The organism is Cellulosimicrobium sp. I38E, from assembly GCF_001647255.1.
GTDB lineage: Bacteria > Actinomycetota > Actinomycetes > Actinomycetales > Cellulomonadaceae > Cellulosimicrobium > Cellulosimicrobium cellulans_E.
In genome coordinates this window covers 1-14,427 of record NZ_LUAZ01000023.1, presented here as the reverse complement: position 1 = coordinate 14,427, position 14,427 = coordinate 1, and the positions used below count along the sequence as shown (strand labels likewise).

The 14,427-nt window shown below is 70.3% G+C and carries 12 protein-coding genes, 2 tRNA genes and 1 pseudogene; 5 read left to right on the top strand and 10 right to left on the bottom strand.

Going from position 1 to position 14,427, the window contains the following annotated elements; all coding sequences use genetic code 11:
* Positions 1-26: 26 nt before the first annotated feature.
* The 4 genes from A0J59_RS08325 to A0J59_RS08310 form a co-directional block, all read right to left on the bottom strand.
* Positions 27-524: an SRPBCC family protein gene (locus A0J59_RS08325; protein ID WP_082141144.1), complete on the bottom strand. Its 498-nt coding sequence runs from the start codon at positions 522-524 to the stop codon at positions 27-29.
* A complete protein-coding gene (locus A0J59_RS08320) occupies positions 521-1,441 on the bottom strand; it encodes a hypothetical protein (RefSeq protein ID WP_231581776.1) in 921 nt (306 codons plus the stop codon). The genes A0J59_RS08325 and A0J59_RS08320 overlap by 4 nt, the downstream gene beginning before the upstream one ends.
* 32 nt (positions 1,442-1,473) lie before the next feature.
* The gene (locus A0J59_RS08315; protein ID WP_064315785.1) at positions 1,474-1,992 is read right to left on the bottom strand and encodes an OsmC family protein; all 519 of its coding nucleotides are present in this window, start codon (positions 1,990-1,992) and stop codon (positions 1,474-1,476) included.
* A gap of 162 nt (positions 1,993-2,154) precedes the next feature.
* A complete protein-coding gene (locus A0J59_RS08310) occupies positions 2,155-3,579 on the bottom strand; it encodes an NAD(P)/FAD-dependent oxidoreductase (protein WP_082918854.1) in 1,425 nt (474 codons plus the stop codon).
* Positions 3,580-3,768: 189 nt separating this feature from the next.
* On the opposite strand from A0J59_RS08310, the gene A0J59_RS08305 reads away from it, so the two are divergent.
* Positions 3,769-4,608, top strand: coding sequence for a thymidylate synthase (locus A0J59_RS08305; protein WP_064315814.1), 840 nt, complete (start codon positions 3,769-3,771; stop codon positions 4,606-4,608).
* A 5-nt stretch (positions 4,609-4,613) separates the two neighbouring features.
* Positions 4,614-5,240 (top strand): dihydrofolate reductase, encoded by a 627-nt coding sequence (locus tag A0J59_RS08300; RefSeq protein ID WP_064315784.1) that lies wholly within the window; start codon positions 4,614-4,616, stop codon positions 5,238-5,240.
* Positions 5,241-5,297: 57 nt separating this feature from the next.
* Here the strand turns inward: A0J59_RS08300 and A0J59_RS08295 are convergent, their stop codons facing one another.
* Positions 5,298-6,257 carry a nucleoside hydrolase gene (locus tag A0J59_RS08295; protein WP_064315783.1) on the bottom strand — a complete coding sequence of 320 codons (960 nt, stop codon included), beginning with the start codon at positions 6,255-6,257 and terminating at the stop codon, positions 5,298-5,300.
* Between the two features lie 129 nt (positions 6,258-6,386).
* Here A0J59_RS08295 and A0J59_RS08290 point away from each other — a divergent pair.
* Positions 6,387-6,459, top strand: a tRNA-Arg gene (locus A0J59_RS08290).
* A gap of 185 nt (positions 6,460-6,644) precedes the next feature.
* Here the strand turns inward: A0J59_RS08290 and A0J59_RS08285 are convergent.
* Complete coding sequence (locus tag A0J59_RS08285) at positions 6,645-7,676, bottom strand: protein NO VEIN domain-containing protein (protein ID WP_064315782.1); 1,032 nt, start codon at positions 7,674-7,676, stop codon at positions 6,645-6,647.
* A gap of 9 nt (positions 7,677-7,685) precedes the next feature.
* Between A0J59_RS08285 and A0J59_RS08280 the strand changes: the two genes are divergently transcribed.
* Positions 7,686-8,960 carry a hypothetical protein gene (locus A0J59_RS08280; RefSeq protein WP_064315781.1) on the top strand — a complete coding sequence of 425 codons (1,275 nt, stop codon included), beginning with the start codon at positions 7,686-7,688 and terminating at the stop codon, positions 8,958-8,960.
* Between the two features lie 567 nt (positions 8,961-9,527).
* On the opposite strand, the gene A0J59_RS08275 is transcribed toward A0J59_RS08280, so the two are convergent.
* Positions 9,528-10,067, bottom strand: coding sequence for a hypothetical protein (locus A0J59_RS08275; protein WP_156532891.1), 540 nt, complete (start codon positions 10,065-10,067; stop codon positions 9,528-9,530).
* Positions 10,068-10,366: 299 nt separating this feature from the next.
* Positions 10,367-12,313, bottom strand: a complete 1,947-nt coding sequence (locus tag A0J59_RS08270) for a DUF262 domain-containing protein (protein ID WP_064315779.1) — start codon at positions 12,311-12,313, stop codon at positions 10,367-10,369.
* A gap of 455 nt (positions 12,314-12,768) precedes the next feature.
* Here A0J59_RS08270 and A0J59_RS21535 point away from each other — a divergent pair.
* Positions 12,769-12,915: transfer RNA gene (locus A0J59_RS21535), tRNA-OTHER, on the top strand.
* Positions 12,916-12,947: 32 nt separating this feature from the next.
* On the opposite strand, the gene A0J59_RS08265 is transcribed toward A0J59_RS21535, so the two are convergent.
* Both A0J59_RS08265 and A0J59_RS21810 read right to left on the bottom strand, forming a co-directional pair.
* Positions 12,948-13,325: a hypothetical protein gene (locus A0J59_RS08265; RefSeq protein ID WP_064315778.1), complete on the bottom strand. Its 378-nt coding sequence runs from the start codon at positions 13,323-13,325 to the stop codon at positions 12,948-12,950.
* A gap of 42 nt (positions 13,326-13,367) precedes the next feature.
* Positions 13,368-14,427 (bottom strand): annotated as a pseudogene (locus A0J59_RS21810) (hypothetical protein); the annotation flags it as partial.

The window sequence follows — 14,427 nt, the reverse complement described above, 5'->3', positions numbered from 1 at the left end:
GCGCCCGGCACGACGGCGGGACGCCCCTAGCGGTGGGCGGACAGGCGGGCCTCGAGGCGTCGCAGCGACACGTGCATCATCACGCGCAGCGCGAGCCCGACGAGCGGCGCGGTCACCGCGCGGGGTACGGGGCCGGCGAGGTAGGCCTGCTCCCACCACACGACGCGGCAGCGGTCGGGGCCGTGCGGCACGACGTCGAACCCGGCGTCGCCGAGCAGCACCGGACCGAGCTTGCGCACGCGCGTGGTCCCCGTGCGCTCCGCCGCGACGGACGGGCGGTCGAGCGACTCGACGACCATGCGGTCCGTGAACCCGCGGCCTGTGCGCCCGACGCGCGGCCCGCTCACCATCGTGAAGCGGTCGCCGACCTCCGGCCCGCGGGCGGCGGGGGTCGCCATCACGGTGAGCGGGATCCAGCGCGGGTGCGTGCGCGGGTCGGCCACCCACGCGAACGCGACGGACGCGTCGACGTCGAGCTCGCGCGCCACGGCGACCCGCCGCACGGGTCGGTTCGGGCGTGTCACTCCGCGTCGCGCGCGGGGGTGTGGTCCCGCCGCCCGCGCCCGGGCAGGAGGCGACGGCGGCGCCGCGGGCTCGCGGCGTCGTCGGGCACGGGGACGAGCCGCGGCGGCGCGTCCTCGACCGGTGACTCCACGACCTCCAGGAGCCGCCCGAACACCGACGGCGGCGGGCCGAACGCGCGCCGGGACTGGCCGATCACGCCGTGCCCGAGCGCGCGCGCCCCCGCGACGCCCACCACGGCGCCGACGCCGAACGGGACGAGCCTCCCGATCGCGAGGCCGGACTGCTTGGCGAGCTGCGTGCGCAGGAAGCGGTTGCCGAGCGCCTTGTTCACCTTGACGAGCGTCCCGGCGGGCATGCTCGTCAGCAGGACCTTGCCCCACGCGAGGCCCGACCCCTGGGTCGCGCGCTCGACGTCGCGGGCGCCCTTCTCGCCGAGCACCGTGGCGAGGAGCAGGGCGCGGCGGCGCGCGACGTCGTCCACGGCGATCCCGTGCACGTCCGCCACCGCGAGCGCGAACGCCGCGGAGGACGCGAAGAACGTCGCGATGTCGCTCGACGTCAGCGCGATCCCGACCCCCGTCCCGACCGCCGGGAACGCCGCCACCGCACCGACGGCGCCGCCCGCGGCCTGGATGACGAGCAGGTACTCGCGCTCGAGGATCCGCACGATCTGGGCAGGGCTCGCCTCCGGGTTCCGACGGCGGACCCCGTCGACGTGCGCCCGGATGACGTGCGACGGGATCGTCACGGCCTTGTCGAGCGCCGCGTCGAGCAGCGGGGTGGGCCGGTAGGCGGCCCAGTCGACGGCGTCCTGCGTCGAGACGTCCGCGCGCGTGCCCTCCGGGGGCGGCGTGCCGTACGCGGGCGTGCCGCCACGAGGCACTGGAGTTCTCGAGGGGTCCTGCTGCTGCGCCATGGCGCCTCCCGTCATCGCGTGCCGGTCCCGCGTCAGGCGGGTGTCTCGACCTCCCGGCCGGCACCCTCCGGCTGGAAGAGGTACTCGACCTCGGCCCCGGCCTTGACCGTCCTCCCTACCGTGCACGCCTTGTCGATCGCTCGCGCGGCGACGGTGACGAGACGGTCGCGCGCGTCGTCGTCGAGCGAGGTGAGGTCGATGTCGTACGTGCCGGTGATCTTCGGGTAGCGCTCCTCGTCGAGCAGCTTGGCGCCCTCGACGTGGATCGTCACCGCGTAGTCGTCGCCGAGCCGACGCGCGAACGTCCGGTCCGTGCTCATGCCCGCGCACGCGGCGAGGGCGATCTTCAGCAGCTCCCCGGGCGTGAACACCGCGCCCTCGCTCGCCGGGCCGATCGACACCTGGGCGCCGCGTGCCGAGTGCCCCGTGTACGTGCGCGTGCCCGTGCGCTCGACCCACAGCGCGTCGGCCGGCGCGGGGGACGGTGCGGGCACGTCGTGCTCCGCCTCGTCGGCGGGGCTCAGGCTGGTCTCGGAAGGCTGCGTCGTCATGCGTGAATCCTCGCACTCGTCGGGTCGCGGCGTCCGGGAGGTCCGCCCTCCGGAGAACGCGCGGCGGGCGCGGGCGATTCCCTCGTCGCTGCCCGGGCGAGGTCGGTCGAGCCGCCCGGGTCGCGTCGGTCGGGGCGGGCCGACGCGACCCGGACGGCGGTCTCAGGCCGCCCGGACGGGCTCCGGCGCGGGGACCGGTTCCGCCGGCGTGGGGGTGTCCTCCTCGGCCGGACGCTCGGCCGATCGCGCGGTCGTGGCGCGCGGGGTCGGGGCGGCCGCCACGAACGCCTCCCGGGGGTGCTGCACCGCAGCGAGGGAGACGACGTCGCGCCCGAACAGCGCGCCCGTCGCCCACACGGCGACCACGCGGGCCGTGCGCTCCCACGTCGGGATCGCGAGCACGTGGTAGCCGCGGTGCATGAGCCACGCGAGGCGCCCGCGCACGACGAGGCGGCGGTACTCGAACACGCCCGAGCCGAGGCCGAGCGTCGCGACGACGCCGAGGCTCCCGTGCACGTACGGCCGCGTCGGGCGGCCACGGCGGGCGGCGACGAGGTTGCGGGCGAGACGCCGCCCCTGCCGCACCGCGTGCTGCGCGTTGGGGACGGTGAGCGCGCCCGGTCGCGGGACCGCGAGGTCGGGGACGGCGGCGCCGTCGCCCGCGGCCCACGCGTCGGGGACCGTGTCGTCCACGGTGCCGACCCGCAGGTCGGGCCGGGTGACGAGGTAGCCGCGCGCGTCCACGGGCAGGTCCGTGTGCGTCGCGACGACGGGGTTCGCCGCGTTGCCTGCCGTCCACACGAGCAGCCCCGTGGCGAACGACTCGCCCGTCGACAGCGTCACGACGCCTCCCTCCGCGGACACCAGGCCGGCCTCCAGGTGCACGTGCGCGCCGCGGCGCTCGAGCTCGCGGACGACCCACCGCCCCGGACGCTCGGTGACCTCCGGCAGGATGCGCGCGTTGCGCTCGACCAGGTGGAACCGCAGCTCCGCCGGGTCGATCTCGGGGTAGACGCGCGTGAGGTCGTGCGCGAGCGACAGGAGCTCGGCGAACCCCTCGACGCCGGAGAAACCGCCGCCGACGAAGGTCACGGTGAGCAGGCGCTCGCGCTCCGGACCCGCGGGCAGGCTCGCCGCGCGGTCGAACGACGTGAGCAGCCGGTCGCGGATCGCCACGGCCTCCTCGACGTGCTTCATGCCGATCGCGTGCTCGGCGACGCCCGGCACGGGGAAAACACGTGTCACGGCACCGGCCGTGACGACGACGGTGTCGTACGCGAGGTCGTACGGCTCGCCCGAGCGCGGCCGCACGACGACCACACGGCGCGCGTGGTCGACGCGCTCGACCGTCCCGTCGACCAGGCGCGTGCGGTGCAGGTGGCTGCGGTGCGCGACCGCGGCGTGCCGCGCCTCGACCGAGCCCGCGACGACCTCGGGCAGGAACGGCTGGTAGGTCATGTACGGGCGCGGGTCGACCAGGACCAGCTCGACCTCGCCGCGGCGCAGCTCGCGCCGCAGGCGCTTCTCGAGCTCCCGGGCCGCCGTGAACCCGGCGTAGCCCCCACCGACGACGACGATGCGTTCCATCACTGCCTCCTGTGACGTGAGCGTGCCGGGCGCCTGGTGCGCCCTTCCGGCGCGCTCACCCTGTCGACCGGGCGGCGAGCCGTTCCGTGACACCACGGCGACGTGCCGTGCGTCACCCTCGCCCGGCCGGGTGCGGTGCCTAGACTGGCGGGCGTGGCACTCGACGCGACCGACGCCCCGACCGCACCCGTGAGCACCGGCGAGCCCGCGCCGTCGGGCACCGCTCCCGGGCCCGTCCCGACCCCGTACGAGGACCTCCTGCGCGACGTCCTCGCGCACGGCACCCACAAGGGCGACCGCACCGGGACGGGCACGCGCAGCGTGTTCGGGCGGCAGATCCGCTTCGACCTGTCGCAGGGCTTCCCGCTCGTCACGACCAAGCGCGTGCACCTCAAGTCCATCGCGTACGAGCTGCTGTGGTTCCTGCGCGGCGACTCGAACGTCCGCTGGCTCCAGGAGCGCGGCGTGAGCATCTGGGACGAGTGGGCGGACGCCGACGGCGAGCTCGGCCCGGTCTACGGCGTCCAGTGGCGCTCGTGGCCGACCCCGGACGGACGCCACGTCGACCAGGTCGCGCAGGTGATCGAGCAGATCAGGGCGAACCCCAACTCGCGCCGGCACATCGTCTCGGCGTGGAACGTCGCGGAGATCGAGAACATGGCCCTGCCGCCCTGCCACGCGTTCTTCCAGTTCTACGTGGCCGACGGGAAGCTGTCGTGCCAGCTCTACCAGCGCTCGGCCGACCTCTTCCTGGGCGTGCCGTTCAACATCGCGTCGTACGCGCTGCTCGTCCACATGGTCGCGGCGCAGACCGGGCTCGAGGTCGGCGACTTCGTGTGGACCGGCGGCGACGTGCACATCTACGACAACCACGTCGAGCAGGTGCGCGAGCAGCTCACACGCGAGCCGTACCCGTACCCGACGCTGCGCCTCGCGCCGCGCGACTCGATCGACGCGTACGAGTACGAGGACATCGAGGTCGTCGGGTACCAGCACCACCCGACGATCAAGGCCCCGATCGCGGTCTGACGGCGGTGGGGGAGGAGACGCCCGGCGAGCCGACGCTCGGGCTGGTCTGGGCACAGGCGCGCGACGCCGCGGGGCGGCCCGTCATCGGTGCGGGCGGCACCATGCCCTGGCACCTGCCCGAGGACCTCGCGCACTTCCGGCGCGTCACGTCGGGCCACCCGGTCGTCATGGGACGCCGCACGTGGGACTCGCTCCCGCCCCGGTTCCGACCCCTGCCCGGGCGCGTGAACGTGGTCGTGACGCGGCAGCCCGGGTGGTCGCTGGGGGACGAGTCGCCGCGCGTCGGTGCGTCCGGCGGCGCGGTGCCCGACGGCGGCCGCCCGCCCGAGCCGGCCGGCGCGCCCGTGCGCGTGGCCGGTTCGGTCGCGGAGGCGCTCGCGGCCGCCCGCGCGGCGGCGCGCGACACCGGGTCGCGCGAGGTCTGGGTCATGGGCGGAGCGCAGCTCTACGCCGCGACGATCGCGCTCGCGGACCGGTGCGTCGTCACGGAGATCGACGTCGTCGTCGAGGGCGACACGTTCGCGCCCGAGATCCCCGACGGGTGGGCTGCGCACGCGGGCGACTGGGCGACGTCGTCCACCGGCCTGCGCTACCGCTTCCTCACCCACGACCACTTCCACCCCACCCGCTGAGTGCATGAAATAGTCGCGCTCGGGTTGTCCGAGCGCGACTATTTCATGCACTCAGCGTCAGGCGGGGTCGAGGCGGCGGAGGGCGTCGAGGACCAGGTCCCAGAAGCGGGTGTCGTCGAGGGTGACCGCGACCTGGGTGCGGCACTCGTCGGGCTCGTCGCCGCGCAGGTCCGCGACCGTCATGCCGGTGGTCAGCGCGCCCTGGAGCTCGACGTCCAGCGGTGCGCGGCGTGTCGTGAGGACCTCGGGGTCGATGACGTACGCGACCGCGCACGGGTCGTGGACGGGCGGGTAGAGGAAGCCCTGCGCCGAGCGGTAGGTCGCCCCGTAGAAGTCGAGCAGCTCGCCGACGAACCGGGAGGCGGCGGTGCCGAGCGCGGCGAGCCGCTCGCGCACGTCGGGCGTCGCGACGGCCTGGTGCGTGAGGTCCAGACCGACCATCGTGACCGGCCACGGCTCGTTCAGCACCACGTGCGCGGCCTCCGGGTCGGCGAGCACGTTGAACTCCGCGACCGGGGTGCGGTTGCCCACGTGGTAGCCCCCGCCCATCATCACGACCTCCCGCACCCGCGGCACGATGCGCGGCTCCTTGCGCGCCGCCATCGCGACGTTCGTCAGCGGCCCCGTCGGCACGAGGGTGATCTCGCCCGGCTCCGCGCCCATGACCGTGTCCACGATGAGGTCCACGGCGTGACGACGGTCGACGGCGCGCCGCGGCGCGGGCAGGACCGGCCCGTCCATCCCGGAGTCGCCGTGGATGTCCGGCGCGACGATCCGCGGCCGGACGAGAGGGCGGTCGCACCCTGCCGCGACCGGGACGTCGAACCCGGCCAGCTCGGCGACGGCGAGCGCGTTCCGCGTGACCTTCTCGAGCGTCTGGTTCCCGGCGACCGTCGTCACGGCCACGAGCTCGACCGCGGGGCTGCCGTGCGCGAGCAGCATCGCGATCGCGTCGTCGTGGCCGGGGTCGCAGTCGAGGAGGACGCGGCGTGGCGCGTCGGCACGTCCGGTGGGCATGCGCCCATCCTCGCGCGCCGACCACGTGCCGGCCACGCTCTGTCCGACGGTCACCGTCCGTGCGGGCGCACTTCGCCTCCGACGGCCGCCGACGGCTAGGCTGTCCCCCGGCCCGTTCCCCAGGGCCGCGCGCCTGTAGCTCAGGGGATAGAGCACCGCTCTCCTAAAGCGGGTGTCGGCAGTTCGAATCTGCCCAGGCGCACAGTGTGTATGCGCAGGTCAGCGGCTGGAGAGGCGACCCGCGCGCCTGGGCTCCGGTCGCCGTTTGAGGCTCGTGGTCAGCGGGTGGTCAGCGACTTGTCTCAGGACGTGGACGGCCTATCAAGCACGTGGACGGACGCCCGCGGACGGCGCTTCCTCGTAGGGTCGATCTCGCCGGGTTCCTGTCTATTTCCCGCCCGCGGGCAGCGTGTATCGGAATCGGATCGCCTTCAGCTGCTCGTCGTCAGCGGTCCAGTCCTTCCACCACCGGACGTCGCCACCGTCGGCCTTCACTGAGCCATCGGCTTCGCGCCACCACTGGATGCCGTCGACCACGAACAAGTCCGTCGGGACAGTCACCCGTGAGTTGTTGACCTCGCCGTGGGTCAGCTCAACCGTCGCGGCGGCGCCGGATGAGCCCTTCACCTCCACGTGGCGCCTGTCTCCACCCTTCTCGACGGCGAGGTCGTACGGCTTGGAGGCTCCGGTGTAGGTGACCACGAACCCGTGTAACTCATAGGCCTCAACCGCGAGGTCGACCGCACGCCACTCGATGGCACTGCGCACGGCGGAGTCAGCGATGTAGCCGCTGTCGCCGCGCTTGCCGGTCTTACCCTTGGGATGCCCTGTGCCGTCCGATGATGTCGAGCGCTTCGGGCGGGGGAGACCTTCAAGCCCCTCTAGACCGAGGACCTGCAGGACCTCGCGCGGCATCTTCACGAAGTAGGTCTGCTGCGCGCGGAGCTCGCGCTTGTCGCTGAAACCGAACGGGAAGTACAGCCTCCCCTCGGGGTACTGGGTCTCCAGCTCGGCCAGCGCTTTCCGAAGCTCCCGCTCTTGCCGCCGAACTTCGCTGATGAGCACCGGGCGCGTCAGCGACGTGTAGTGCAAGAGCGGCATCCGCCAGGCGGGGCGTGGCTTCAGGCTGCCCTTCGCCCGGCCGACGGTGCCGTGCGCCTGCCACGAGATGTTCGTGTCTTCGTAGGCGCCGGTCGCCTGCGACCATCCGACAATGCCTGGCTCGTCGGCCAGGGTCTTGTGCCAGTGGAGCACCACGTCGCCAGGCTGCACATACGTGATGAGCTCATATCCCCAATATGACCTTCCGCTGCCGTCGGTCATCGGTGCGATGAGGTCAGCGCCGAGGTCGTCGCGGTCCGTGATCTCCATCCAGAACCGCTGCTCCACGTCGGTCGTCCACCACTCGTTGATCGCCACAGGAGCATCATGCCGAAGACCACCGACGACGTGCAGGCCAGCACGCGGGTTCCAGCACTGTCGGCGGTTGCTGGCACGCTGTCTGGCATGGGGCAACAACGCCAACCGCTATTCGATGACTTCGAACGAACTGACGCCACGCCGTCAACCCACCAGGAGTCGAGCTTCGAGTTCCTGAACCGCATCGCAGGTGACTACTGGGAGCACCCTCGCGCCCTCATGCAGGAGTGGCTCCGCCGCATCCCTAACGAGCTGGAGTACAACGATCTGCGGCAGCGGTTCCGGTCCCGCGACGACGAGCAGTTCCGCAGTGCTTTCCTCGAGGTCTACCTGCACGAGGGCCTCATCAGGGCCGGGTACACAGTCACCATCCACCCCGAAGTGGAGGGTACGGGCCGCCGCCCCGACTTCCTGGCGCAACGCGACGACGTCCGGTTCTTCATCGAGGCCATCGCGCCCGGCTCTGCTCCAGCCGAGAAGGCGGCGGCGCAGCGCCGAGCCGTGCTCTTTGACACGGTGAACCGGTTGGGTGACCCCAACTTCATGCTGTGGCTGGACGAGCTCGTAGAGGGCAGCTCGTCGCCCGCCTCAGCGCGCCTTCGGTCAGACCTCCGGCGCTGGCTCGTAGACCTTGACCCGGATGCCCCGTGGGACCCGGAGGCTGCGCCGACGAGGCGATGGGAGCACGACGGCTGGGCGGTCACCTTCAGGGCGATTCCGAAGAAGCCCGAGGCTCGAGGGGCGAGGCCCAACGACCGGGCGATTGGTGTCTACGGCCATACGGGCGCCGGCTTCATCGATGACGCCCCGGCGATCCAGAAGGCGCTGGCGACGAAGCACCACGAGTACGGAAACCTGGGGGCGCCGTTCATCATTGCGGTCGGCACTTACATTCACGACAGGGACCGCTGGCATAGCGGCAACGCCATGTACGGGCACGTCGCCGTGCAGATTGGCGAGGCACCCGACGGCTCGACAGTAACCCGCGAAGTGCGGCAGCCGGACGGTTACTTCGGCACGCCCCCGGAGTGGGCTAACCGCAACGTCTCAGGCGTTCTCGTGGTGAATCAGCTGATGCCGTACCACGTGCAGCGAGCGGAGACGACCCTGTGGCGGCACCCCGACCCGATCCACGAGCTGCCTGAAGTGGTTGGGCTGCCGGGCGACACACTCAGCTTGGTCGGCAACGGACTCGTTGAGGTCCAGGCCTTGACCGGGGCAGGCCAGTACTTCGGACTGCCGGACGTCTGGCCACCTGGAGAGCCGTGGCCCGACGGCGAGTAGGTGGTCGCTAACGCCCGACGGTGGTGATCGCGCTCGAGAGCCTGGCGGGACTCCATCGGGTCGCATTGTGCCGAGGCTGCTGCGCTGGGCGTGCTACCGATAGTCGGTCCCGTGGTCGAACGCACCAGCGCGCGGCCCCGTTGGTGGCTCGATCACCCGTCGCGCCGTCATCAGCGGTATCACCGGCAGCCGTTCCATCGCCTGCCAAGCGGCTCACTGCTGGATGACGAAGCCTGACTCTTCTTGCATCGCTGCGATGCTCGGCGCATGTCCCGCGTCGTGTGCGGCGCAGGGAGCAGAGGGATGACCGTTCGTGCTGCCAGCGATGTCTGGGGGCGTATCGCCGCGGCTGTCTCGCGGTAGCGCTCTCGACACGACCGTATCACTCGGTTGATGGCTGCGACTGGACCGGGGAACGCATGCGAAACCCTGCCCGAGAGGAAGCATTTGGGTAGTTGGCGCTCAACGCAGCGGATGGCTTCCTTGGACGCCGTCTTCCATCCGCGCGCTCGCGGTCGAGGTAAACAGGGCGTTGAGTCCGGCGCAGGCTCGCTCAACCGTAACCACCTAAGCGCTTGGCCCGGACGCAAGCGCGTCTTGCTCAGTCGACGAATGCATCAGCTCGGCGTGCATCGCCAGATCGACGATCGCTCGTAGAAGGCTGCAAGTCTCGTCGTCGAGGCACAGGAGGAGCGACTCCTCGTCAAGCCCATTCGGATCAAGCGACTCGGCAACAAGCACGCAGTCGCGTTCGCGGCTGCCTCTTGGGCCGAAGCCGCGCGCGAAGTAGCTTCGGCTTTTCATCCCGAGCCGCCTTGCCTTCGCCGCCGTCAGTCCAAGATCGCGCTGCTCTTGTACGTACTCGGCTGTCGACGGATCGGGGAGGCCGAAAATGTAGAAGCGTCCTTGCCGGAACGCTCTCTCAACGACACAGTCGCCCGACAAGCGGGAATCAGTAAGCACCCTGAGGACGATGTCATCGGAGAAGCGCCCAAGTCCGATCCACTCGAGTTCCGAGCGGCGATAGAGGGTGAGCCGTTCCTTCTCACCAAACTCCATGCGAAGACTGAGCATCGCGAGACTATCTGCAACGAGCGACTCCGCCATCGCATGGAGGGTTGTGCACTCTCGCCCGTGGCGATCGACGAGGCTACTGAGAAGCTGCCGAACGGCGCGTTCAGCGGACGATGCTTCCTCGAGGGATTGCCGCAGACTCGCAAGCTCGTCTCCAATCTGCTGTCGCCAGAAAAGTCCGAGCCCCGCGAGGAGCACGCTAAGCAAGAACGCTCCTGCCGAAAATTGGCGGCTATCCGTCCATGCAATACTCCCTGCCGTGAGCGATGCCGTCATCGCTCCGAACGCGAGGCTTGGACGGACGTCCCAGAGCCACTTCAGCCGCCGGCGCATCAGACGTCGCCGTCCACCAACTCGAGGAGTGCCGCATAGCCGAGAGTCGGTTGCTCTGTCGGGGATGGCTGCGACACGACACGCTGACGAAGTCGAGGCTCCAGCTGCGCAAGCTCGATTAGTAGAGCGCTCTGCTTGCGCGCTAGGACTTCGGCAAGGTCGTCGATAGTTACGCTCGCACCGGAGGGCAAGGATCGCAGTACTGATTCGAGCGACACTGGCCGCTCTCCCTCCGCAGCTGTTGCCTCCCCACTCGGACGAGGCCACAGCTGGATGATCCGCCTTGCTAGCACTCTGGCCCTCTGCTGGATGTCGTAGGAGCTCCAATAGGAGTTCCTCTGAGGTCCCGAAGCTCCGGCGTCTCCGAGGCGTCCCAGCTGGATACGACGAGCAGGCCAGTCGGCAGCGAGCTGGCCTGCTGCTGCGGAGTCGATCAGTGTGAGGTTGCCAAGCGTCCCAGCGAGCTGTCGATATAGCGCGGACGGCCCCTCGCCCTCGTCGCCGAACGACTGAAGCCAATCGCCGCTAATCTCCGACGGAGCGATGCGCACGATTGCTGGGTCGCGACTCGTTTCCGTCTCGTTCGATAGGAGTCGCTCGAGCAGCATAATCCTCTGCCAGGGTCTGCCCCCAGACTCAAAGTTCCGAGCGGTTGCGGAACGCTCAACCTCACGATCTGTTGGCCAGTACTTGCGCTCGCCAGCTAGGAATGCGGCCAGAGAGTTGGGCCCGAAACCGGGGTCCGCCATGACGCTGGCCATACTGGTGAAGAGGCGGTTGAGGTTGTTCGTTGGCACCCCGCAGATCATCCGGCGGACGACAAACGACTCGATATGCATCAGCGCTTCGTCAACGTCTTCGGACGTTAGTGCTCCGCGCCTCCACCTGACGACGAGTTCGAGCATGACCGGCTGAGCAGTGTCGACCCCCCACGCATTGATGAAGGCGAGGCGGTCGTCGATGCGCGTGCTCCCAGTGGCGGAGGCCGTAAGTGCCGCATACGCCTCCAAATCCTCCGAGAACTCGAGCAAGATGCTCGCCACGGCATCCTCGTCCTTTGCGACTTTGTCCAAGCGCCGCTGCATCGCGGTGTAGACGTCGTTGCGGGTGACGCGCGCATCCCGCCTGACGAGATTTGCCCAAAAGAACCGGTCTAGCGCGCTCTCGCCGATGCGAAGTTCCATCCTTCGCCAAACCTTTGCGTAGAGCTGTTCTCCGCGAGTCGGGAGGAGCATGAAGAAGTGGTTGCGCAACAAATCTACCTGCTTGAGCTTTACGCCCGCATGGTTGAGCGTCTGGAAGATTTGGTGTACGGAATCGCCTGGCTCTGTGACGATCTGAACTAGGGTGAGCCGCTGGATGATCACATCCGACACTTGTCTCAGGTTGAGCTCCGCGCCGAGCAGGTCTGGACCTTGCAGAGCCTCGTCAGAGCGAAAGAAGTCGTACGCCTCGCCAATCAAACCATCCATCGGTGTGGCAGGAGTCTGTCCCACGCATGCCCTGAATTCGCTGCGATCCTGTTGAGTCGGAAGAAGTCGCAGCGCCTCGTCTTCGGATTCGGCATGCACGTTCTGCAGATAGAGCTGGTTGTACTTGGACTCCACCTTGCGGCGACCCTCGCTGGTGGCTTCCCGTGACGCTAGCTCGTCTCGTAGGGCGGCCAGCAGGATCATGAACGTCGTGAGGCGTTGCTGCCCATCCACGACGACGAGCTTCGAGTGCTCGCTCTCGTTACCCGTTGGCGCGAGCACAAAGGAGCCGATAAAATGTGTGACGGTGGGTTGAGCGCCTTCGTTCTGCATGAAGTCGTATTGCTCGAGGATGTCTTGCCAAAGTTCTTTCCAGTTGTCACGCTTCCAGCTGTAGCGTCGTTGATAGAGGGGCACAGTGAAAACTTTAGAGCCTTCGATGAGGCTCTTGACGTTAGAGTTGCTGGCGTGCACCTGAAACCTCCTTGGCATGGTGTGTTACCTATGACAATCGTCCCCCTGAGAGCCTACACAGCGGCAGCCTGGCGAACTCGGCTGCCGCTCCGTTGAGGTGCCACAGCAGGGAAGGCTTCGCATCGACGGTGGTGGTACGGCTCTCCGCAGCGTCAATACGCGTACGCGACGCGGTCTGTGCGCGATTGAGCCGCCCCGGGGGCCCGGAAAGGGCAGGGCTCCAGCGGACGCGCCGAGGCCGCGCACCGCGCCGCCGGCACGAGTTGGCTGCAACGCTGGAGGGCTGGCTGACTGACGGCTGTCGTTAGGTGCCGGTGGCCGGCGAGCTTCACGGTGGGGCGGATCTCCGTCATTGATCATGGTAGACGGATCGAGACAGAGCGCGGTCTCGTCGAGTGGCCTCCGCGCTGCAGGACGGCGGTGATGAGTCCCTAGTGCCACGTGCCGGTCGTGCCGCGTGGTGAGCGCGTGGTCAGCGAGGACCTCGGAACGCGGTCACCACGCGACCTACCCGCATGTCTTTCCGCAGATCAGCGCGTTATCCACAATCCAAGATCGAACTCCTAAAGCGGGTGTCGCCAGTTCGAATCTGGCCAGGCGCACCGAACGCCCTCTGCTCCCGAGCGGGGGCTGCTCAGCCGACGACGCGCACCGCGACCACCTGGCACTGCACCGGGTACGACTCCGCGCACACCTCGGCCCACACCTCGACGGCGTCGCCGTCGACGAGGGCGGCGCCGTCCACCCGCTCGCCGTCCGCGTCCAGGACCACGGTGCTCGCGGACAGGAGCGACATGCCCTCGTAGTAGGAGTCGGACGCGTCGACGAGCCGCGGCGCGCCCTCGTCACGGTCGACGGTCCCGTCGACGTCCGCGGGCCGGTCCGGGGGCGCGGCGGCCCCGGCGGAGTCGTCGGCGGTCGCACACCCCGCCAGGAGCGGAGCGAGCGCGGCGACGAGGGCCAGCGCGAGAGCCGTCGCGCGGAGGGCGGGAGCGTGCGGGGACCGGCGCATCCTCGGATCCTCCCACCGTCGCCGCGGCGCGACGGTGTGCTCCTAGGCGGAGGCGGGCGTGGACGGTGCGGGGGTCGGCGCCGTGCCGGTGCTCCCGCCCGTCTCGGCCTCGGTGCCCTCACCCGTTCCCGCGCCGGTGCCCTCGCCCGTCCCAGGGAGGGGTTCCGTCGGCTCGGGCGCCGGCGTCGTCGGGTCCGGTGAGGGCTCCTGCGTGGGCTCCTCGGTGGGTTCCGGCGTCGGCGTGGTCGAGGGCTCGTCGGTCGGTGCCGGGGTCGGCGTGGTCGACGGCGCGGGCGCGGGCTCCTGGGTCGGCACGGTCGACGGGTCCACGGCCGGGTTCGACGGCGCGGGCGTCGCGGGGTCGTCCGTGCCGGTCGAGCGCTCGCGGCTGATCGTCGTCCCCGAGCCCTCCACGCCTCGCACGGCGTCCGAGATCGGCTTGCCGATCGCGAGCTCGACCACGAGGACGACACCCATCACGACGAGGAACAGGGCCAGCGCCGAGACGGTCAGCACCCGCCCGCGGCCGTAGCGGTCGACGAGCCGCAGCCAGGCGTTCTGCGCCGGCTCCGGGTCGGTGCCCTGCTCGGGCGGAGCACCGACGTCGCCCCGGTCCACGGTCTCCTGCGTCGCGGTCGCGTCGTCGCCCTGCTCGACAGACGTCGCCGCGCCCGCGTTGGACGCGGGGTCCGCCACGACGACCGTCCCGCGCGGCACGCTCGCGACGGCGGTCGTGACGGTGGCGGTCGTCGCGCGGTCGCGCGCGGTGCTCCCGCCGGTGGTCACCTGCACGACCTTGCCGACGACGGGCACGAGCTGCTCGCGCGTCTTCTGGATCGAGCGCGTGTAGACGTAGTTCGCGACGACGGTGAGGGCGCTCGCGATGCCGGCGCCGATGATCGTGCCGGCGGTCCCGAAGTACGACAGCAGCACCGTGGTGCTCACGGCGGCGAGAGAGCTCGCGACGACCTGCGTGAGGGAGAGCCGGGCCGGGGCCTCGCGCTCCTTCGCGGGCGCGGTCTCCGCGGCGGCGCGTCCGGCCTCGCGGCCCGCGTCGTGAGGCGTGGAGCGGGGTGCGGGGGAGTCGTCGCTGTCGGGGCGG